Below are 20,087 nucleotides of genomic sequence, written 5' to 3'. Positions count from 1 at the left end.
CACCTACCGGTCAAGCAGCCGCCGAGAATTGCGCACCAGAGTCGTGGTTGGGTCGTAAGATCCGGGTGTGGCGGACGGGACTGAGGCGGTATTGGCGGCACAGCTCGGCAAGCTGCTGCCGCATCTGGATGAGCGGCAGCGGCGCCTGGTGCTCGGGGCTGCGGCTGGCGTGTTCGGGCATGGCGGGGTCCGTGTTGTTGCCCGTGCCGCCGGAGTGGCGGAGTCCACGGTCTCGCGTGGTGTCGGCGAGCTGGACTGCGGACTGCAGCCGTCGGGGCGCGTGCGGGCGTCGCGGGCGGGCCGCAAGCGGCTGGCCGATATCGATCCGGGGCTGGTTCCGGCCCTGCTGTCACTCATCGAGCCCGATCAGCGCGGCGATCCGGAGTCCCCGCTGCGGTGGACGGTCAAGTCCACCCGGAACCTGGCGGCCGAGCTGACCCGTCAGGGGCACCGGGTCGGCCATGACGCCGTCGCGGCCCTGCTGAAGGCCGAGGGGTTCTCCTTGCAGGGCACCTTCCCGCAGCCGCCGTCGGCGGCGCCCTGTTGCGGCGCCGGTTGACGCCCCACAAGGTGTCGTCGCGTGCGGTGTCGGGCAGCGCACCATGACCTGGAAGGATTCCCCCGACTCGGACCGCGAGACGAAGTGGCCCGCGTTCGGCGGGCCGGTCAAGAACGGCCAGCCCGCGGGGTTCCCTCAGGCGCGGGTGGTGACGCTGACCCCGCCGCACGGACCAGCAGACTGCGCCGCCACACGCTGTTCGCCGCGAACGCCGTCGAGGAGGCGCTGCTGTGGTGCGACAGCCGCAACCCGCGCGAGGCGGTGCTCGACCCGCGGCTGCGCGCCGTACTCGAGAACGGCGGCGACCATCTCGAACGTCCGTACACCCTGGCCTTGTTGGCGAGGGCCGACGGCCTGTCCGCCTCCCGGCTGGCTCATCTCGCCATCGCCCAGCTCGCCATGAGCCTCATGTCGTACGTGGAACAGCAGCGGATGGAACTCGCCCGGCCACTCCTCGACCTCACGGACCTGCCTGTCGCCCAGATCGCTGCGCGAGTCGGCTTCGCCGATCCGCTCTACTTCTCCCGGCGGTTCCGGGCGGCGACGTCGATGTCCCCCTCCGGCTTCCGCACGTGGAGCCGGACGGCCCCGGCCGTCCGCCCGCGGGCCGACCGGCGCAGGGCGGATCTCCTGTCTCAGCAACGTCCGGGCAGACGGGTCATTGAACCTTGCGTGGGTTGGTGAGGGCACGCCAGCACTTCGGGTGGGCGAAGGTGTGCTCGCAGCGTCCCCGGATCACGGACACGATTCGTGCGCGCCGGACGCGGAGCGAAAGCACCTCGCAGAACGTGTCGACGCTCCCGTCGAACGCGACCGCCGCGCTGGTGTCACCCGGGCTCGGTGTTCGCCTCCGGTGATCCGGACGGCGTGCCGGTGCACGCCGTCCGGAGAGTCGAGCGGCGTGCCGGTCACCTGGACCCGGAAGGCGGCAGTGCAGCGGGCTTGGCCGGCGGGGCCACCGGCTTGACGCCGTGGGGGGTCACGACGTACCACGTGAAAGTCATCGGCGGCAGGGTCACCTCAAGTTGGACGTTGCCGTTGGAGTCGATCGTGAGGTTGCGAGGCCTGCCCTCCCCCTCGCGGTAGACGTCGACGCTGGTGCCAGTGGGTGTCGCGCTGGGGTAGCTGCCCGTCCAGCTCGGCTTCGGGAAGTACTCGACGACTGGCCAGGGGCCGAACACCGGGATGTCCTTGGTGTCTAGGTACGACCCCGGGACCGGCTGAGGCGCCTCGGTCACGTCGGTCATGCCCGTGTAGTACAGCGGCACGGTCAGGCTCTGGGTGCGCTCTTCGTCAGTCTGGTTGAACACCGCCACGAGAGCCCGCTCGTTGCCTTCGGAACGTGCGTGCATGAACGCGTCGATGCCGGCGCCGCGGGCCAGGTTGCCGGGCTTGTGCCGGGGCGGGATCAGATGCACGATGTCGGCGGTGACGAGGCCGCGGTAGGTCTTGTAGATGTCTGTCCAATACTTCACCACCGACCGGACGTCGGGATCGCCATCGTCCATCGTTGTGCCCCGGAAGGTCGGGTTGACGCCGGCCAGGAAGCTTTGGCCGATTCCCCAGCTGTAGTCGAACAGGTTCTTCTTGAGGGGCATGAAGGCGGCGGCGGTGCCACCGCCGTGGTAGACATCGATCGGCATGAACGTCCAGGTCGCCGACGGGACCCTCTCGTACGTGCCGTTGTAGATATACTGCCGACCGTGCAGCAGCTGCTGCTGACGCGGCTGGCTCCAGCCGTTCTCCTGGTAGCCGATGACGTTCTTGTTGCTGCCGTTGAAGTAGTGCAGGTCGGGCGCGTTGATGTAGACGCCGCGCTCTCGCATCATCTTGTAGAGGTCATTGCTGAAGGTCCACTGCTTGTAGACCGTGTCCGCACCGCCGTCGGCGTAGGCGTGATTGGTCTCCCCGCAACGGAACATGGGCCAGGGCCCGTCGAGCTCGACAACGCCCATCCCGGTGGCATCGATACTGTTCTGCACCCGACGCTGGAACTCTGCGAAGCCCGTGGTACCCAGGCCCATCACGGTTCCCCAGTCAGTGCCCGCACAGCTGCTCTCGGCCGGGTCGAAGATCTGCCCGGTGGTGAGCAGCGTGTACCCGCCCGGGTCGAGGCCCATGGCGCGCACGGCGTCGAAGTCGGCCTTCTTCCGGGAGAGGTAGGCCGGATCGGTGCTGAGCATGTTGAAGCCGCTCCCGAACGACTGGATCATCATCTCGAAGCCCATGGCGGCGCTGGCGGTCGCCGAGTTCCGCAGTGCGGTCGGGTCGTCCGATATCAGGTGGTAGAACAGAGGGTTCTCGGTGATCTGGGGCGCGAGCGTGCGGTACATCGCCTTGATCTCCATCTGCTGCGCCTCGTAGTGATCGGTGCTGTGCAGCAGGAGGAAGCTGCGGAAACCGTCGAAGTGCCCGCCCCAGTACGGCTCCTCGGTCCCGATGCGGTACGCCGGACCGTCCTTGTAGAGGACAGTGTAGGTCCTGTGGTCGCCCTCGTCGGTGGTGGTGTAGGTACGGTCCTTGTCGTTGTTGCGGTATGCGTTGTCGGTGCCTCCGTGATAGTCGGTGTCCAGATAGAGCCGCCCGGCCAGCTGCCTGTGCACGTGCAGCCGGTCGACCGTGAGGTGGTCGACCATGACCGGTGTCGCGCTGGTGTTGTCCACCGAGACCTTCTGCATGACGGTGGCGATGCCGTCGTAGATCTCATAGCGCGCGGTCACAGTGACGCCGCGCAGCTTCGCCGCGAGGCTCGGGTGGGGGCGGAAGGCGACCAGGAGTGCCTTGCCCTTGGCGGGCCACGGCCGCTTCTCGGCGTACGGCTTGAGGGTGACCCCGTCCTTTTCGTAGGGGGTCCATTCGTACGGCTTCTGCGTGCTGTCCTCGATCCGGTGCGAGGCGTAGACGAAGCCACCGGAGGCGTTCGTGCCTCCGACGTCGTACGTGGTGCCGTCCAGGACGATCGTGGCCTCCGGCTCACCGGTGTGGTCGAGCATCTCCTGGCCCGTGCCCAGGTTCTTCAACGAGGTGGTCGTGAAGTTGGGTGCGGTGTGGAAGGAGCGCCGCACGATCCCGTTGGCCATCGTGACGGAGCGACCGTGGACGGAGATGGTCGACGGCGTGGTCACCGGGTGGACGACCCAGTCCTGGGACAGCGCCGGGCTCGAAGTCGCGGCGCTCGCGCTGGCCCGGGCGGCAAGGGGGACGGCCGTTGCGACGAGACCGGCCGCGGCCATGGTGTGCAGCATCTTGCGACGTGTCAGTTGCTGATCACCGTACATGGGGATTCCCTTCGATGAGAACGACGCTCAGAACTGCCTGACCCTGCTGAGACGATGAGCGGATGGATGGTGACGAGCCGTGCCGGTCATGGACGTGCTCATGCCGTGGCAAGCCGACTCAGCCCTTGGTGGTGGCCCCGGTCAGGCCGCGGACGAAGTGCTTCTGAAACGCGAGGTAGAAGGCCAGCCGGGACGGGCAGTGTGGCCAGCAGCACGAAGGCGAACACCGCCCCGAAGTCCTGCTGGTAGGGGCCGATGGTGTGCAACACACGGCGTACGCCCCTCGGCTTACGCCACGTACAGGTCTCTTTCAGCGTGACGGTGATCCACCGCGCGCGTCCGGCTCGACCCGCTCACTGGCCACGTCGATCTCGTAGTCGCGCTGCGCCCGCGGTTGGCCGGAGCTCTGGTATGCCGTAATCGTGCACCGCGCTGTTCCCGCCTTGGCGGGCGTACCCACGATCCCTCCGGTGTCGGCATTGAGTACGAGCCCCGCAGGCAAGGCCCCCGAGGTCACCGCGTATCGCGTGGTCGCCGGCGTGTTGGTCTTCACGATCGCCTCGTACAGGTCTCCCTTGGCCGCCGCGGGCAGCGGTCCGGCGTCGAGCTCTGGGGTCGGAGTGACGACGACCTGGGGGTTGCCGACCGGCTCCCCGGCAGCGTCCAACTCCTGCAAAGACCATCGCTTACCCGGCTCGACCACGGTCAGGTGCCAGTTCGTCGTCAGGTCGCGGAACCGCGCCCGCTGCTCCGCGGTGAACGCACCCAGGTTGCGTGCCGTCTCCCATTGCTGGATAGCCTCGAGCAGCCGCGTCGTGTTCTCCCCGCCCGACACGACACTGGAGACCGAGCTCTGGAAACCTGCCCCGGCGTTCAGACCGGCGCCTCGAGCCAGCTTCCACTCCATGGTGAGCAGAGTGTCCGAGCCTTTGAGGCTGATCCAGCCGAGCATTCCGGGGAGGAAGTTCGCCCGGAGGTACTTGTTGTTCTTGAACACCTGCTCCATCGAGGTGCTGCCGACTTCACCCCAGCTGGCCCGGGTCAGCGCGTCCCAGGTGTTCGAGGACATCCGGCTGGTCTCGGAGATGAATCGGTCCTTGACATCGATTCGCCGGAACGTCCCGTTCACGAGGTGAGCCATGCCGTAAGCGCCCCAGCCGGACTCCGATGCCGACTCCAGGCCGTCCCACGACATACCGGTGATGCCGGTTTTGTTCCACGCGGTGACCAGCCTGTCGCTGATCTCGTCGAGGACGGCATGTCCACCGATCGCGCCGCCGTAGCTGTTGGCCACAACTCGGGCGGCGCGGTCGCCCGCAGCGTGTGAGACCGCGACCGATCCCCATCGCGCGCGCTGCACGCCGGTCAGCTTCCACTCGTTCCCGACCTGCGCGGCCGCTCCGTAGCTGACGAATTCGTCCCCGATGCGCAAGTAGCTGTGGTGCACTCCCGCAGCAAGCAGCGCGCCGGAGTCGAGGTACACGGTGGTGTCGCTGGCCGTCAACGGACGGTTGAGCGAGGCGCTGCCCCCCATTGCGAGCCGATCGTCGGCGGGTGGCGTGAGGTAGTCGTCTCGTGGGAACCAGGCCCAGTCGTAGGGCTCGTCGCCGGTGCTGATGAAGCCCGACAGAGTGTGTACGCCGAGCTGTACACCGTTGGCCTCGGCGATGTCCACGGCTGCCGCGGCCCCGGCGTCGCTCCCGCCCAAGCTCGAGTCGAACTTGTAGTGGCCGCTCGACTCCCATGGGCCGTAGCTGCTGGTAAGTGAGTAGATGCGGTTCATGCCAGCCGCCTTGGCGAATCGGGCCGCCGCCGGAATGTTGTCGGTCTGCAGGTCGCCGAGCACCAACCATGACTGGCTGCTCGCCTGGGAGGCCTTCTGCCACTGACCGTTCAGCCTTGGGTAGGGCAGCTTCTCGCCCGCCGCGATGTTGGACAGGATCGTCGGCGTCGCCTCAGGCGAGGCTCCGAAGAGTGCAATCTTGGAACCGGCGATCTCGCCGTCGCGGCCGGGCAGCGGCCCGACCGGGATCGGATAACCGTGTACCTTGCGCTGGCGTTCCTTGGTGTAGTCGAAGGTGAAGGCGCGCAGTACGGAACCCCAGGGGGTCACGCCTGCCGCGCTCCACTCCTCCAGAGAACCCACGCTCACGTGGTCCGGGTCGTGGTCAACCTCGCTCTCCCAGCCCATGTCCTGGTTCTCCTGCGGCCAGGCGCCTTCGGTACGGTCGGTCAGCGGACGGAGCCCGATGGCGAAATGGTCGTCGCGGACCACGCCCACCGATGTGCCGACCGTCTCGGAGATCGACGTGGCCAGTGGGCCCCACAGCAGGGTCTGCACGTCGGCTCCGGCCGGCGCGTCGACGGCGATCGCCTCGAACGTGGTGTAGCCGGCCTTGCCGACCATCTCCACCTGAATCGTCCAGTTCGCCGCCGTGTTCCTGAACGAGAGGATCCGGCCGCCGCGCCCGGACCGTTTCACCGCGGTCGGCCGTTGCTGTGTGCCGTCGACCACCAGGCTCACCAGGGACGCGGCACGATCGGACGCCATGTAATCGACCCCGGTCCTGACGTCAACGAGTCCCACGATCGTCCCGGCCGCGTCCAGCTTGAGTTTCAGATATCCGGCCCCGATCTCGATCGACGGAGCCATACCGGCGGGGAGTGCTTGCGCCGACTGTGCCCCGACCGCAGTCAGGGCGCCGATGGGCAGCATCGCGGCTGCCAACGCACCGGCGCCTCCGCGAAGTACAGCTCTGCGCGGGGTGTGCTGGGAACAAGGCGTGCTCTTTGAGAACCGCATGATGTTTCTCTCCCGTCACCACTCGATCGACATTGCATGGGACCGGCCTGTCGTGCCGGTCAGCCCTTCGTGGCACCACCGGTCAGGCCGCGGACGAAGTGCTTCTGAAACGCGAGGTAGAAGGCCAGAACGGGAAGTGTGGCCAGCAGCATGAAGGTGAACACCGCCCCGAAGTCCTGCTGGTAGGGGCCGATGGAGCGGAAGATCCCGACCGTCACAGTGTTCCCGGCTCCCGGGCCCAGGACGAGCAGTGGTGTCAGGAAGTCGTTCCAGACCCAGACCCCGAGGAAGATCAGCACGCTGGCCGAGGCCGGCCGCAGGAGTGGGAAGACCACCTGCCACAAGGTCCGGAACCGGCTGGCACCGTCGACCGCCGCGGCCTCTTCGAGCTCGCGGGGGACCGAGCGGACGAAGCCCATGAAGACGAACACGGCGAACGGCAGGTAATACCCGACGTCGACCAGCACCGCGCCGGGCATCGTGTGCAGCAACCCGATGGCGTCGAGGATCCGTGTGATCGGAAGCATGATCACTGCGGGCGGGATCATCAGACCGGCCAGCATGACACCGAGGACGGCACGGCTCCACTGGACTGGGCCTTCTTGTAGATGTCGAGGGTCGTGTCGTACAGCGGCGGCAGGCCGGCCGGCGGTGTGTAGCCCTTGAGGGCGACGAACAAGCCGTCGTACCGCGCCGCGCCGTCGGCGTTCAGCTTGGAGAACTCGATGGCCCACTTCTTGGCCTTGGCAACGTCGGCGGCCTTGGCGCTCACCGACAGACCGCCGCCGGTGTACACGGGCAAGGCGAGCGAGCCGTGCTGCGTGGTCATGGGGAAGACGACGATCTGCTTCTGCTGCGCCTTGTTCGGGGCCGTCGGGAACCACGAGCCCATCGGGTACATGGCGCCCTTACCGCCGAGGAAGGCGCCCTGCGCCTGTGCGTAGGTGGCCGACAGGTTGTCGACGTTCCCCTTGCCCGCCAGTGCCTTCATCTCGGTCGCCGCCTTGACGAACAGCGGGTCGCTGAAGTCAGTCTTCCCCGCGACCAGCTTGTCGAGCCACTTCGGGTCCTTGGCGTAGACCTCGTCGGCCCTCAGCTGGGCGAAGGTCCATCGCGGGCCGAGGCCGTCCGGTGCACCGCCGCCGATGACGAACGGCTTGATCCCCGCCGTCTTCAGCTTGCCGACCGTGGCGAGCAGGCCGTCCCATTTCTTTGGGGGAGCGGCGATGCCCGCCTTCGCGAAGGCCGCCTTGCGGTAGTAGATCTGCCAGGTCTGCGAGTTGGTGGGCAGCTGGTAGATCTTGCCGTTGAAACTGTTCGCGGTCGGATTGGCACAGTCCGCCAGCTCCTGCTTGCCGAACTGGGCGAGCTTGCCCGCCTCCGCCAGTCCGGCAGGGTCGATCTCGACCATGATGTCGGGCAGTGCGCTGGTCGAGTCGAGTTGGCGCGCGTACTCGTTGCGCTGCTCGGCACTCGGCGCGACGAGTTTCTTGATCTTCACCCCCGGCACCTTGGCACTGGTCTTGGCGATGATGTCGTCCCAGTACGAGGTGGTGAGGTTGGGGGTCTCGAAGGTGAGCAGGCTCAGCGTTACGTCACCGTCCGAACTCTTCCCCCCGCTGCCCCCTCCGCCGACGGCACAGCCTGTCAGCGCGACGAGGCCCAGTGGTGTGGCCGTCGCGACACAGTTGGTCCGCTTGCCCATCGAGACCCTCCTTCCGTGCTGGTCGAACCCACCGGGGGAGGTCGCTCGGCCAGAATTTAGATAAGGAAGTTTCTTGGCAATATTGCTGCTGGGGCGTCAATGTAGATAGCGTGACGCTGTGAGTCAAGACACACGTGAAACCCAGCGCAGCGCGGCTCCCACCGGCCGTGCGGGCGATGCCCACCTGCTGCGCAAGCTCAACCTCGCAGCCACGGTGCGGGCCTTCCTCGACACCGCGTCGCTGACGGTCAGCGACGTGCGTAAGATCGTCGGAGTCTCCCGCCCCACCGCCGAGGAACTGGTGGCTACACTGCTGGACCAGGGCTTCGTCCGTGAGGCGCTCGGCCGTCCGAACGGCGAGCGGTCCGCGGGACGGCCGGCCCGGTGCTACGAGCTCGTGGCCGAGAACTTCGCCGTCGTCGGAGTCGACATCGGCGCCCACAAGGTGGCCGCGGTCATCTGCGACCTGCGCGGGAACGTCGTGGCGGTGCGCAGGCGCAGCGTCGACTCCGGCCTCCGGCCGGCCGGGCGCATCGGGGCCGCGGCGCGTCTGGTGGAGGCGACCGTCCGGCAGACCGGGACGAGCTGGGAACAGATCCGCTCGGTGGCCTGCGGCATCACAGGCGTGACGGCCAACGGCTCGGAGGTCAAGGACATCCGCACCGTTCCTGCGGGCCAGGACCTCGACGTTTACTCACTCCCGGGCTTCGACAAGATCGACGTGGTCTCGGAGGTGTCGGAGCGCTTCAAGCGCGACGTGCTGATCTCCAACGACATCCACCTCGCGGCGGCGGCCGAGCAATGGCAGGGCGCCGCCACCGAGGCACTCGACCTCGTCTACATGCACGCCGGCCGCCGCCTCGGGGCCGCGATCGTCATCAACGGGCAGATCCACAACGGACGGCACGGCCTAGCGGCGTCCGTCGGCGCCATGAAGATCCTGGGGTGGGCCGACGTGATGGCGCAGCTCGACCACGAGAGCCGCAAGCTCGCGGGCTCGACCGCCGAGGAGTCCACCAGCGACGACGTCCGGGCACTCTTCGAGGCGGCCGCGAACGGCGACCGCACTGCAGCGCGCATCGTCGACCGCGTCGCCGAGGCCCTCGCCCTGGGCGCCTCCACCCTGGTCCACGCCGTCGACCCCGACCTCGTCGTGCTCGGCGGCGGTCTGTCGCGCGCGGGGAATGTGCTCGCCGGTCCGTTCGAGCGGCACCTGGCCGCGACCTCACTCGACTCGCCGGAGTTCCGCGTGTCCCTGCTTGGCGACGAGTCCGTCGCCCTAGGCGCCGCCCGGCTGGCCCTCGACGATCTCAAGGCGCGCCTGCTCGCAGTGCAGGCCTGATCCACCCCCTCTTGCCGAGCCAAGGAGCCACCGAATGATCGAGCCCGGACGCGTCGCCGTGCCCGCGCCCACCGCCCCCGTGTCCCTCTCCGGTCTCGGCGGGACCGAGACCACGACAATGGTCCTGCTGCCGAGGGCGGACGGCCTGCCCGACGTCGGGTGGATGGGGCTTTCCCTGGCGGCGACGGACGTCCGGTCCCTGACGATCCCCGCCCCGGTCGAGACCACGGCCTGGAACTCCTGGCTGATCGGCTCACCGGTCAGCGTGCTCCCGGAGCACGCGCGCGGCTACCTCGGACGGCCTGCGCTGCTCGGTCACCGGATCGGCCCCGAAAGCCCGGGGAGCGACTGGTCCACCGCGTTCGGTCCCGGCGCAGTGCGGTGTGACGACGGCTCGCTCGTGGTCCAGGCCACCGACGAGGCAGCGGGCCTCGAACTGCGCTTCGAGGCCGAAGCTGTCCCGGGAGGAGGCCTCCGCCTCCGGCACCTGCTGACCAACGCTGGCACCGGTCCCTACGTGGTCGACGCGCTCGACGTGGTCATCCCCGTTCCGACCGGCGCGGGCGAGATCCTCGACTTCACCGGGCGATGGGCCCGCGAGCGGCAGCCCCAGCGCCGTGCCCTCGCGGACGGGCAGTGGGTCCGGGAGCACCGCCGCGGCATGCGCAGCCTCGACGGCACCGGCCTGATCGTGGTCGGTACCCCTGGCTTCGGCTACGGCGACGGTGAGGTGCTCGGTGTCCACCTCGCCTGGAGCGGAAACCACCGGTATACCGTCGAGCAGCTCAGCTCCGGTGCCGCTGTCGTCCGGGCCGGCGAGTTGCTGCACCCGGGCGAGCTGGTACTCGCTGAGGGCGAAACGTACATGATGCCCTGGGTGCACGTGGCCGCGTCCGCGCGCGGGCTCGACGGCCTGGCGGACGCGACCCATCAGTACGTCCGGTCCCTCGCGGCCCATCCGTCCTCGCCCGCACCCGTCATGTTCAACCCGTGGGAGGCGGTCTACCTCGACCACGACCTCGACACGCTGACCGCGTTGGTCGACATCTCGGCCAGGCTGGGCGCCGAGCGTTTCGTGCTCGACGACGGGTGGTTCGCGGGCCGAACCTCCCTCGACGACGGCCTGGGCGACTGGACCCCGGACCCGGTGGTGTGGCCGGACGGGCTGGCACCGCTTGTGGACCGGGTGCACGAGAAGGGGATGGAGTTCGGGCTCTGGTGGGAGCCTGAGGCCGTCAACCCGAACTCCGCGGTCTACCGCGACCACCCCGACTGGATCCTGCGCACGGGCGACCGGTCGCCCGTGCTGGAACGCAACTGCTACCTGCTCGATCTCAGCCGGGAGGACGTGCGGGCACACCTGGTCGACGCGTTCGACCGCCTGGTGGCGGCGCACCGGATCGACTTCGTCAAGTGGGACCACAACCGCGACCAGATCGACGGCGGTGACTCGCGCGGCTCCGGCCGGCCCGCGTCACGGCGGCAGACCCTTGCCTTCCGCGAGCTCCTCGACGAGCTGGCCCGCCGCCATCCCGGTATCTCGTGGGAGAGCTGTGCCTCGGGAGGCGGCCGGATCGACCTGGACGTGCTCGAGCGGGTCCAGAGCGCCTGGACCTCCGACGTCACTGATCCGCTGTCCCGCCAGCCGATCCAGCACTGGACCGCCCAGCTTGCCCCGCTGGAGTACCTGGGCGCTCACGTCACCGCGCCGGTCTCCCACCAGACCGGCCGGACCAGCACCCTGGACCTGCGCGCGGCCACGGCGTTCTTCGGCCAGTTCGGCGTCCAGTGGGACCTCACGAAGGTGCCGGCCCACGAGCTGGACCGCCTTGCGTGCTGGATCGGCCTCTACAAGCGGCACCGCGCGCTCCTGCACACAGGCCGGTTGACGCGCGTCGAGCTGCCCGACGGCTTGCTCGCCCACGGAGTGGTCGCCCGGGACCGGTCGGAGGCGCTCTTCTCCTACGCCCAGCTCGACGAGATCGTGCCCGTGCCACCGCGGCTCCGCATCCCGGGACTCGACCCGGACCGCACCTACCGCGCCTCGCTCGTCGCTCCGACCGACCCGTCGGTGACCTGGGAGGTCACGGGCATCCAGGCCTCCGGCGCAGCGCTCGGAGCATTCGGGCTGCCGGGTCCTGCGCGCGCACCCCAGAGCGCGGCGCTGGTCCGCCTGCGGGCGGTCTGATCCGGCGAAGGCACACGGCGCCGGCCAGCCTCCTCCGCCGCTGCGACCGCATCGCCGACCGTCGCGAAGGTGTCGGTGAAGTCAGCCCAGGCGTACTCATCGGCTCGCAGTCGTCCGTTGAGGCCAGCTGTGGCATCTGCGCCACCAGCGCGTTGAAGACGGCGGTGTTCCGCGACGCTCGCGGTCCATCTCCACGCCGAGCTCCAAGAGCTCGGCTACCGCGGCAGCTATCAAACGATCAGCGATTGCCTGCGACCGAGGCGTCGCCGCAGTTGGTGCCGAAGTGCAAGGATCTCGATGTCTTTGTCCCGGTCGCTCATCGGCAGCAGGCGCAGGAGCGAGAAGGATTTGGTCGCGGCGAGGTAGGCCAGGCGCAGCAGCACGAGATCATGATGTCGTCCGCGTCTGTGCACGTGAAGACATCGGAGTGGTCGGCGAGCGCGACCTGAGGGGTCAGTCGATCAAGGCCTCCACCTGGGTGGATGATTTATCGGCACCCGCAGTGACGGGCAGGGTTGTCACAGGACAAGGCCCTGTCTGTGCTGGCCCGGCAAGTCGTGATGGCAATTCGAACAACGCGTGCTGAACCAACGTGTCCGACGAGGGCAGGCGGCAGAGCCCTGAGGGGCCCTGCCTACACGTGATCAGGCGGGGACGCCGACTGGCTCCACAGGAGAGGCCAGTGCGGCGAGGTAGCGCTCGGCGTCGAGCGCGGCCTGGCAGCCGGATCCGGCGGCGGTGATGGCCTGGCGGTAGGTATGGTCGACGACGTCGCCAGCGGCGAAGACGCCGGGGAGGTTCGTGCGGGTGGAGGGAGCCTCGACCTTGATGTAGCCCTCGTCGTCGAGGTCGATCTGGTCGGTGAAGAGTTCGGTGCGCGGGTCGTGGCCGATGGCGATGAAGAGGCCGGTGGCGTCGAGGTCGCCGGTCTTGCCGGTGATGGTGTCGCGCAGGGCGACTCCGGCGAGCATGCCGTTCTCGGCCTTGATCTCGGCGATCTCGCTGTCGAAGGTGAAGGAGATCTTGTCGTCGGCGAACGCGCGGTTCTGCATGGCCTTGGAGGCGCGCAGAGTATCGCGGCGGTGGACGACGGTGACGGAGCGGGCGAAGCGGGTGAGGAAGGTGGCTTCCTCCATGGCGGTGTCGCCGCCGCCGACCACGACGATGTCGCGGTCGCGGAAGAAGAAGCCGTCGCAGGTGGCGCACCACGAGACGCCCCGGCCGGAGAGCTCGTCCTCGTTCGGGAGGCCGAGCTTGCGGTAGCCGGAGCCGGTCGCGATGATCACGGCCTTGGCACGGTGGACCGTTCCCTCCGAGTCGGTGACGGTCTTGATGCCGCCGGTGAGGTCGACGGAGACGATGTCGTCGTCGATCATCTCGGCGCCGAAGCGTTCGGCCTGGGCCCGCATGTTGTCCATGAGCTCGGGTCCGTCGATGCCGGTGGGGAAGCCAGGGAAGTTCTCGACCTCGGTGGTCGTGGTCAGGGACCCGCCGACGAAGATCGAGCTGCCGAAGAGGAGTGGCTTCAGCTGGGCGCGGGCGGTGTAGAGAGCGGCGGTGTATCCGGCGGGGCCGGAGCCTATGACGATGACCTCACGGACGTCGTCGGAGGTGGGCTCGGTCACTGAGGTCACGCCTCCTGCTTCGCGTCGATCTCGGCGATGAGGCCCTCGATGAGGCCCTTGATCTCGTCGCGGATGGGGCGGACGGCCTCGACGCCCTGGCCAGCCGGGTCCTCCAGGGCCCAGTCGAGGTACTTCTTGCCGGGGAAGATCGGGCAGGCGTCGCCGCAGCCCATGGTGATGACGTAGTCGGACGCCTGGACGGCCTCGGTGGTGAGGACCTTTGGCTTCTGGTCGGAGATGTCGACGCCGACCTCCTGCATCGCCTCGACCGCGGCCGGGTTGACCTGGTCGCCCGGAATCGAACCCGCGGAGCGGACCTCGATGCGGTCGCCGGCGAGGTGGTTGAGGAATCCGGCGGCCATCTGGGAGCGGCCGGCGTTGTGGACGCAGACGAAGAGCACGGAGGCGAGCGGAGCGGTCATCGTTTCTTCCTTGTGGCAGGGGTGAGCGTGGTGCGGGGGAGGTCTCAGGCGCTGGGCAGGGTGTACAGCAGGGTGGTGATACGGGCGTCGATGGCGTCGCGGATGGAGCGCGCGACCGCGATGGGGGCGCCGTCGGGGGCGGGGACGGGCCAGTCCAGGTAGCGGTGGCCGGGCACCACGGGGCAGGCGTCGCCGCAGCCCATGGTGACCACGATGTCGGCGGCCTGGACAACCTCGTCGGTCAGCGGCTTGGGGTAGACCTCATCGATGGCGATGCCCGCCTCGGTGAGCGCCTGGACCACGTGCGGGTCGACGGCACCCGAGGGGTGTGTGCCGGCGGAGGAGACGATCACGTCCTCCCCGGCCCGGTGCGCCAGCAGGGCGGCCGCCATCTGCGAACGCCCGGCGTTGTGGCTGCACACGAACAGCACCCGCAGCCGGCCACCGGTGGCGACGGGGTTCTCGACGTGCGCCAGTGCGTCCAGGCGCTCGGCGGCGAATCGCTCCGCGAGCACGACGAGGTGGGTGCGGACGTGCGCGTTCGCGGCGAGCTGCTCGTAGGAGTCGGCGATCAGCCGCTGTACGGTCTCCACGGAGTACCGGCCCTGGTGACGCAGGGCGAGGCGGGCGACACCGGTCGCGACACGTTCGTCGGGAAGGACCGGGTACGAGGACTCGGTCATGGTGAGAACCCCCTGGGTTCAAAAGAGGTCAGCCCAGGCTGGTATCAGCTCCGGGTGATGTGAGAGTATCAGTCCATGATGACGTCAGTCGATACTGATCTGATCCGGGTTCTGGGTGATCCCCTGCGCTTCCAGATCGTGACCCTGCTCGCCCGCGAGACGCTCTGCACCACCCACCTCGTGGAGGAGACCGGTGCCAAGCAAACCAACCTCTCCAACCACCTGAGAGTGCTGCGCGAGGCGGGAGTGGTGGAGACCGAGCCGTGCGGCAGGTTCACCTACTACCGGCTCAAGCCGGACGTCATCGAGCAGCTCGCCGGGCAATTTGCCGCACTCGCGCAGAGCGCGCGCCTGACCGCCGAGGCGAACTTCAAGCGCTCCTGCCCCTGACCCTGCCCCCCTGCGCCTCACCTGCCCGAGGAGACCCAGCCCGTGACCGCCACCGAGCCCGCTGCGAACGACGCCATAGCCACCGACACGTCGCCGCAGCCCGCGCCCGGCGCCACCCCGCCCTGCACCCCGCTCGCCGCCCGGGCGGCCGCCGAACTCGTCGGCACCGCCGCCCTGGTGGCCGTCGTCGTCGGCTCCGGCATTCAGGCCACCGACCTCACCGACGACGTGGCGCTGCAGCTCCTCGCAAACTCCACCGCCACCGTCTTCGGACTCGGCGTCCTGATCGCCCTCCTCGGACCGGTCTCCGGCGCGCACTTCAACCCGGCCGTCACCCTGGCCGAATGGTGGACCGCCCGCCGCGGCCGTGGTGGTGTGAACGCCCGCGAGCTCGCCGCGTACGTCCCCGCCCAGATCGTCGGCGCGATTCTCGGCGCGATCCTGGCTGACGCCATGTTCGGCGAGCCGCTGGTGAAGTGGTCCACGCACGACCGCTCCGCTGGAAACCTCCTCCTTGGCGAGGTCGTGGCCACCGCCGGCCTGATCCTGCTGATCTTCGGTCTGGCCCGTACCGACCGTCTCCGCTTCGCGCCCGTCGCGGTCGCCTCGTACATCGGCGCGGCCTACTGGTTCACTTCGTCGACCTCCTTCGCGAACCCGGCGGTGACCATCGGCCGGGCCTTCACCGACACCTTCGCGGGCATCGCCCCCGCCTCCGTCCCGGCGTTCGTCGGCATGCAGCTGATCGGCGCGGCCGTGGGCCTGGCCTTGGTCGCCGTGATCTTCATGCGCGGCAAGGCCGACAGCGAGACCCCTTCGGCATGAGCCTCACAGATGTGGTGGTGATCGGCGGCGGCCAGTCCGGGCTCGCCGCCGGCTACCACCTGCGTCGCCTGGGCCTTGACTTCGTCGTCCTTGATGCGCAGTCCACGCCGGGCGGTGCCTGGCAGCACACCTGGGACTCCCTCCACCTGTTCTCCCCGGCCGCCTACTCCTCGCTGCCGGGAAGGCTCATGCCCCCGCAGTCGGGCGAGACGTACCCGGATGCCGCCCATGTCGTCTCATACCTGAACGACTACGAGCAGCGGTACGACCTCCCCGTCCACCGGCCCGTACGCGTCACCGCCGTCCACCGAGACGGCGAACTCCTGCAAGTCGTCACCGACTCCGGTACGTGGCGGGCACGGGCGGTCATCAGCGCCACCGGCACGTGGGCGCGGCCCTTCGTCCCCGCGGTCCCTGGGCGTACGGAGTTCCAGGGCACCCAGCTCCACACCGTGGAGTACCGCAGCCCGCGCGACTTCGCCGGACAGCGGGTGATCATGGTCGGGGGCGGCAACTCCGGCGCTCAGATCGCCGCCGACCTCGCGTACGACGCAGAGCTGACCTGGGTCACCTTGCGCGAACCCCGCTACCTCGCCGACGACATCGACGGCCGGGCCCTCTTCGACCACGCCACGGCACGCCGCCGCGACCTCGACGAAGGCCGCACTGACACCGGTGGCGTCGCCTCCCTCGGCGACATCGTCGCCGTCCCGCCCGTCCGCGCCGCCCGCGACGCGGGCCTGCTCAAGGCCCAGCCGATGTTCGACCGGATCACGCCCACCGGGGCCGCCTGGGCCGACGGCATGACCTCGGAGGCGGATGCGATCATCTGGTGCACCGGCTTCCGCCCCGCCCTCGCCCACCTCGCCCCACTCGGCTTGCGCGGACCCCGCGGCCACATTCCCACGGTCGGCACCCAGGCAATCGGGGAACCCCGCCTCCACCTCCTCGGCTACGGCGACTGGACCGGCCCCGCCTCCGCCACCCTCATCGGCGTCGGCCGCCCAGCACGCGAAGCAGCACGCCAGATCGCCGACCTACTTGGCGCTTTGTGAGCCAACCGGGCGCGTGAGGATGGTGCAGATGTCGCCGTCCGTGCATGTGTCCGGGTCGGTCACGGCGGCCCGGTGGGCCAGCTCACGCAGCGCGGTGCGGGCCTCGCGCAGCTCGGTCATGCGGTGCTCGATGTCGGCCACGTGCTGGTCGATGAGTGTGCTGACCTGGGCGCAGGGGGCCTGGCCGCTGTCGCGCAGGGCGAGGACCGAGCGGATTTCGGAGAGGGTGAGTCCTGCGGCCTGGGCGTCGCGGACGAAGGAGAGCCGGGTGGCGGCCTGCTCCGGGTAGTCGCGGTAGCCGCCGGAGGTGCGCGGGGGCGCGGGCAGCAGGCCCGCCTGTTCATCTGTTTCCTCCGTGGATACTCCGCCCTTCAGGGCGGAGAGGAAACGGACTCCTGCGGAGCAGGGCAAGGGCTGCGATTCGCCGCCAGGGCGGATCACAGTGCTCTGACCCACGCAGGTTTGATCTTTACATGCGGTCGCATTAGTTTGTGAGCATGACCACGAACCACGTGAAGCGGGCGTTCAAGTACCGCTTCTATCCGACGGATGTGCAGGCAGCTGAGCTGTCGCGCACGTTCGGATGCGTGCGGAAGGTCTACAACCTGGCGCTTGCGGCCCGCACGGAGGCGTGGACGCGGCAGCAGCGGGTCAACTACAACCAGACCTCAGCCCTGCTGACGGCGTGGAAGAAAACTGAGGAACTGGCCTTCCTCAACGACGTGTCGTCGGTGCCGTTGCAGCAGACGCTGCGGCACTTGCAGAGCGCGTTCACCAACTTCTTCAGCAAGCGGGCCAAGTACCCGCGCTTCAAGTCCCGCAAGAAGTCCCGCAAGTCCGCCGAGTACACCACCAGCGGTTTCCGCTTCCGGGACGGCAGGCTGACTCTGGCGAAGATGGCCGGGCCGCTGGCCATCGTGTGGTCGCGCCCGCTCCCCAAGGGGGCGAAGCCGTCCACTGTGACGGTCTCCCAGGACAGCGCCGGTCGCTGGTTCGTTTCCATGCTGTGCGACGACCCCACCGTCAAGCCGCTCCCCGCCACGGATGCGGCGGTCGGTGTCGATGTCGGTCTGAACCACCTCCTGACGCTCTCCACCGGTGAGAAGATCGCTAACCCGAGGCATGAGCGCACGGACCGTGCCCGGCTCGCGAAGGCCCAACGCACCCTTGCGCGCAAGGCCAGGGGTGACGGCGCCAACCGCAGGAAGGCCCGGCTGAAGGTCGCGAAGATCCACGCCCGGATCGCCGACCGGCGCCGTGACGGCCTGCACAAGCTGACCACTCGGCTCGTTCGTGAAAACCAAACGATCGTGATCGAGGACCTGACCGTGCGAAACATGGTCAGGAACCGGAGCCTGGCCCGCGCCATCAGCGACGCGGCATGGGCCGAGTTCCGCAGCCTGCTGGAGTACAAAGCCCAGTGGCACGGGCGGGAAGTGATCGCGGTCGACCGCTTCTTCCCCTCCTCCAAGCTGTGCTCCGTCTGCGGCGCCTTGCAGGACAAGATGCCGCTGCACGTCCGCACCTGGACGTGCGCCTGCGGCACGACCCACGACCGGGACGTGAACGCCGCACGCAACCTGCTGGCCGCCGGACGGGCGGTGTCGGCCTGTGGAGCTGGTGTAAGACCTCAACGGAGAACTCCGGGCGGGCAGTCGGCGATGAAACAGGAAGTCTCACGGCGCGAGCCGTAAGAATCTCCCTCCTTCACTCGACTTTCGTCGTTCTGACCAACTGTCAGATAGGTAGCTCGCACGGGTGACCTGTGGCCATCGGCCCGGCCGGGAGGCAGACGCCAAGGAAGCATCGGCGGTGCTTATGTCGCCTGCTGTGAGGGACCCGCCGATGCTTCCGGATCCGACCGTACCCGCATCTCTGCTCGCTGTGCTGGGCGCTTTGCGCGGCAGTTTCACCTCGCCGACCTTCTCCACGTTCGCCGCGCTGGTCACTGGGCTGATCGCGAACACCGGTCGGGGCACGGTCACCGGGATGCTGCTGGGCGCGGGGTTGACCCGTTGCTGGTCCCATGACCGGGCCCACTCCTTCTTCGCCCGCGCCCGCTGGGAGCCGCAGACGCTGGGCGCGTCGCTGTCCCACCTTGTGGTGCGCTCTGTGGTGCCCGACGGCACCCCGCTGACGGTGGCGGTGGACGACACGCTGTTCAAACGGCGTGGGAAGAAGGTCTTCGGCGCCGCCTGGCAGCACGACGGCTCCGCCGCCGGCCGCGACGGGATCGGCTACGGCACCTGCTTCGTCGTCCTCGGCCTGATCGTGGACCTGCCGTTCCTGCCCCGTCCGGTGTGCCTGCCGGTGGCCGCCCGGCTGCACCGCCCGAAAGGCGAGCAGACCAAGGTCGAACTGGCCGCTTCCATGATCCGATTCCTGGCCGCCTGCCACTGGAGCCGACGTATCGATGTGGTCGCGGATGCCGCCTACCACGGCAAGGCGCTGCGTGACCTGCCCGTATCTGTCACCTTCACTACCCGGCTGCCGTCCCACGCGGTGCTCTACCGCCTTGCCCCACCGCCGACCGGACGGCGCGGTAGGCCCCGCCTGAAAGGCGACAGGCTCGGCACTCCGGCCGAGCTGGCCGCCACGCTGGCGTTCACCCCGCAGGCCGTGACCCGCTACGGCCGCACCGAGACCGTGTTCACCGCCGAGACCACCTGCCTGTGGTACGGCTCCTTCCACACCCAAACGGTGAAGGTGCTGCTGCTCCGCGAGGATGCCATCGACACCGGCTACGACCTGGCGTTGATCTCCACCGACCTGACCGCGTCGGCCGGGCAACTGGTGGCCCGGTATGCCGCGCGATGGTCGATCGAGGTGACCTTCGGCGAAGCCCGCGGCATCCTCGGCGTCGGCCAGGCCCACCACCGGACCCGGCGCGCGGTCCAGCGAGGGGTTCCGTTCGGCCTGTACTGCTACACGATCACCGTGGTCTGGTACGCGCTGCACGGCCACCACCCCCAGGACGCGGCCGAGCACCGGACACGGGCCCCGTGGTACCTCACCAAGACGCACCCGGCGTTCTCCGACATGACCGCCAAGCTCCGCCGAACGATCATCGCGGCCCGATTTATGCCCATCGACGCCGGTCAGCCCACAGATACCGAAATCCGCGCCGTGCAAGAGGCATGGGCCGCAGCCAGCGCACACCTGGCATGACGATCAATCAGAACGTCGAAAGTCGAGAACTAAGGGCTGTCCCG

Annotated in this window: 16 protein-coding genes and 3 pseudogenes; 9 read left to right on the top strand and 10 right to left on the bottom strand. The window is 68.7% G+C overall.

Annotated features, from left to right (window positions below; translation table 11 throughout):
• Positions 1-67 precede the first annotated feature (67 nt).
• A pseudogene (locus tag OG395_RS04290) lies at positions 68-514 on the top strand (ISAzo13-like element transposase-related protein); the annotation flags it as partial.
• A gap of 129 nt (positions 515-643) precedes the next feature.
• On the top strand, positions 644-1,243 hold the full coding sequence (locus OG395_RS04285) for a helix-turn-helix domain-containing protein (protein WP_327241667.1): 600 nt from the start codon (positions 644-646) through the stop codon (positions 1,241-1,243).
• A 224-nt stretch (positions 1,244-1,467) separates the two neighbouring features.
• Here the strand turns inward: OG395_RS04285 and OG395_RS04280 are convergent, their stop codons facing one another.
• The 5 genes and pseudogenes from OG395_RS04280 to OG395_RS04260 all read right to left on the bottom strand — a co-directional run bounded on the left by OG395_RS04280 (position 1,468) and on the right by OG395_RS04260 (position 8,345).
• Positions 1,468-3,837 carry a hypothetical protein gene (locus OG395_RS04280; RefSeq protein ID WP_327241666.1) on the bottom strand — a complete coding sequence of 790 codons (2,370 nt, stop codon included), beginning with the start codon at positions 3,835-3,837 and terminating at the stop codon, positions 1,468-1,470.
• Between the two features lie 118 nt (positions 3,838-3,955).
• Positions 3,956-4,094: pseudogene (locus OG395_RS04275) on the bottom strand (carbohydrate ABC transporter permease); the annotation flags it as partial.
• A 53-nt stretch (positions 4,095-4,147) separates the two neighbouring features.
• On the bottom strand, positions 4,148-6,565 hold the full coding sequence (locus OG395_RS04270) for an Ig domain-containing protein (RefSeq protein WP_327241665.1): 2,418 nt from the start codon (positions 6,563-6,565) through the stop codon (positions 4,148-4,150).
• A 134-nt stretch (positions 6,566-6,699) separates the two neighbouring features.
• Positions 6,700-7,230, bottom strand: a pseudogene (locus tag OG395_RS04265) (carbohydrate ABC transporter permease); the annotation flags it as partial.
• Positions 7,188-8,345: an ABC transporter substrate-binding protein gene (locus tag OG395_RS04260; RefSeq protein ID WP_327241664.1), complete on the bottom strand. Its 1,158-nt coding sequence runs from the start codon at positions 8,343-8,345 to the stop codon at positions 7,188-7,190. The gene OG395_RS04260 and the pseudogene OG395_RS04265, both read right to left, overlap by 43 nt.
• A gap of 118 nt (positions 8,346-8,463) precedes the next feature.
• Here OG395_RS04260 and OG395_RS04255 point away from each other — a divergent pair, with 118 nt between their 5' ends.
• Both OG395_RS04255 and OG395_RS04250 read left to right on the top strand, forming a co-directional pair.
• Positions 8,464-9,687 (top strand): ROK family transcriptional regulator, encoded by a 1,224-nt coding sequence (locus OG395_RS04255; protein ID WP_327241663.1) that lies wholly within the window; start codon positions 8,464-8,466, stop codon positions 9,685-9,687.
• Between the two features lie 34 nt (positions 9,688-9,721).
• A complete protein-coding gene (locus tag OG395_RS04250) occupies positions 9,722-11,875 on the top strand; it encodes an alpha-galactosidase (RefSeq protein ID WP_327241662.1) in 2,154 nt (717 codons plus the stop codon).
• 230 nt (positions 11,876-12,105) lie between these two features.
• Here OG395_RS04250 and OG395_RS04245 read toward each other — a convergent pair whose 3' ends face one another.
• The 4 genes from OG395_RS04245 to OG395_RS04230 all read right to left on the bottom strand — a co-directional run bounded on the left by OG395_RS04245 (position 12,106) and on the right by OG395_RS04230 (position 14,605).
• Positions 12,106-12,258 (bottom strand): hypothetical protein, encoded by a 153-nt coding sequence (locus OG395_RS04245; protein ID WP_327241661.1) that lies wholly within the window; start codon positions 12,256-12,258, stop codon positions 12,106-12,108.
• Positions 12,259-12,519: 261 nt separating this feature from the next.
• Entirely contained in the window at positions 12,520-13,500 is a 981-nt protein-coding gene (trxB, locus tag OG395_RS04240; RefSeq protein ID WP_327241660.1) for a thioredoxin-disulfide reductase, read from the bottom strand.
• A gap of 5 nt (positions 13,501-13,505) precedes the next feature.
• Positions 13,506-13,922, bottom strand: coding sequence for an arsenate reductase ArsC (locus OG395_RS04235; protein WP_327241659.1), 417 nt, complete (start codon positions 13,920-13,922; stop codon positions 13,506-13,508).
• A 44-nt stretch (positions 13,923-13,966) separates the two neighbouring features.
• On the bottom strand, positions 13,967-14,605 hold the full coding sequence (locus OG395_RS04230; protein WP_327241658.1) for an arsenate reductase ArsC: 639 nt from the start codon (positions 14,603-14,605) through the stop codon (positions 13,967-13,969).
• Positions 14,606-14,680: 75 nt separating this feature from the next.
• On the opposite strand from OG395_RS04230, the gene OG395_RS04225 reads away from it, so the two are divergent.
• From OG395_RS04225 to OG395_RS04215, 3 genes are read left to right on the top strand one after another with little or no spacing between them, the layout of a single operon-like run.
• A complete protein-coding gene (locus OG395_RS04225) occupies positions 14,681-14,995 on the top strand; it encodes an ArsR/SmtB family transcription factor (RefSeq protein WP_327241657.1) in 315 nt (104 codons plus the stop codon).
• Between the two features lie 42 nt (positions 14,996-15,037).
• Positions 15,038-15,820 (top strand): MIP/aquaporin family protein, encoded by a 783-nt coding sequence (locus OG395_RS04220; protein ID WP_327241656.1) that lies wholly within the window; start codon positions 15,038-15,040, stop codon positions 15,818-15,820.
• Positions 15,817-16,875 (top strand): ArsO family NAD(P)H-dependent flavin-containing monooxygenase, encoded by a 1,059-nt coding sequence (locus tag OG395_RS04215; protein WP_327241655.1) that lies wholly within the window; start codon positions 15,817-15,819, stop codon positions 16,873-16,875. The genes OG395_RS04220 and OG395_RS04215 overlap by 4 nt, the downstream gene beginning before the upstream one ends.
• Here the strand turns inward: OG395_RS04215 and OG395_RS04210 are convergent.
• Positions 16,858-17,331, bottom strand: coding sequence for a MerR family DNA-binding protein (locus tag OG395_RS04210; protein WP_327241654.1), 474 nt, complete (start codon positions 17,329-17,331; stop codon positions 16,858-16,860). The genes OG395_RS04215 and OG395_RS04210 overlap by 18 nt on opposite strands.
• Before the next feature lie 41 nt (positions 17,332-17,372).
• Between OG395_RS04210 and OG395_RS04205 the strand changes: the two genes are divergently transcribed.
• Together OG395_RS04205 and OG395_RS04200 are read left to right on the top strand one after the other, a co-directional pair.
• Positions 17,373-18,569 (top strand): RNA-guided endonuclease InsQ/TnpB family protein, encoded by a 1,197-nt coding sequence (locus tag OG395_RS04205; protein WP_327241653.1) that lies wholly within the window; start codon positions 17,373-17,375, stop codon positions 18,567-18,569.
• Between the two features lie 151 nt (positions 18,570-18,720).
• Positions 18,721-20,043 (top strand): IS701 family transposase, encoded by a 1,323-nt coding sequence (locus tag OG395_RS04200; protein ID WP_327241652.1) that lies wholly within the window; start codon positions 18,721-18,723, stop codon positions 20,041-20,043.
• Positions 20,044-20,087: the final 44 nt, after the last annotated feature.

Origin of the sequence: Streptomyces sp. NBC_01320, assembly GCF_035974375.1 — a bacterium.
GTDB lineage: Bacteria > Actinomycetota > Actinomycetes > Streptomycetales > Streptomycetaceae > Streptomyces > Streptomyces yanii.
The sequence above is the reverse complement of the archived record's forward strand: the minus strand, read 5'-3'. Positions and strand labels throughout refer to the sequence as shown.

Excerpts from the sequence above, each read along its gene's own strand:
- OG395_RS04280 (WP_327241666.1), bottom strand. The coding sequence starts at position 3,837 with ATGTACGGTGATCAGCAACTGACACGTCGCAAGATGCTGCACACCATG.
- OG395_RS04260 (WP_327241664.1), bottom strand. The coding sequence starts at position 8,345 with ATGGGCAAGCGGACCAACTGTGTCGCGACGGCCACACCACTGGGCCTC.
- OG395_RS04250 (WP_327241662.1), top strand. The coding sequence starts at position 9,722 with ATGATCGAGCCCGGACGCGTCGCCGTGCCCGCGCCCACCGCCCCCGTG.
- OG395_RS04235 (WP_327241659.1), bottom strand. The coding sequence starts at position 13,922 with ATGACCGCTCCGCTCGCCTCCGTGCTCTTCGTCTGCGTCCACAACGCC.
- OG395_RS04230 (WP_327241658.1), bottom strand. The coding sequence starts at position 14,605 with ATGACCGAGTCCTCGTACCCGGTCCTTCCCGACGAACGTGTCGCGACC.
- OG395_RS04225 (WP_327241657.1), top strand. The coding sequence starts at position 14,681 with ATGATGACGTCAGTCGATACTGATCTGATCCGGGTTCTGGGTGATCCC.
- OG395_RS04215 (WP_327241655.1), top strand. The coding sequence starts at position 15,817 with ATGAGCCTCACAGATGTGGTGGTGATCGGCGGCGGCCAGTCCGGGCTC.
- OG395_RS04205 (WP_327241653.1), top strand. The coding sequence starts at position 17,373 with ATGACCACGAACCACGTGAAGCGGGCGTTCAAGTACCGCTTCTATCCG.
- OG395_RS04200 (WP_327241652.1), top strand. The coding sequence starts at position 18,721 with ATGCTTCCGGATCCGACCGTACCCGCATCTCTGCTCGCTGTGCTGGGC.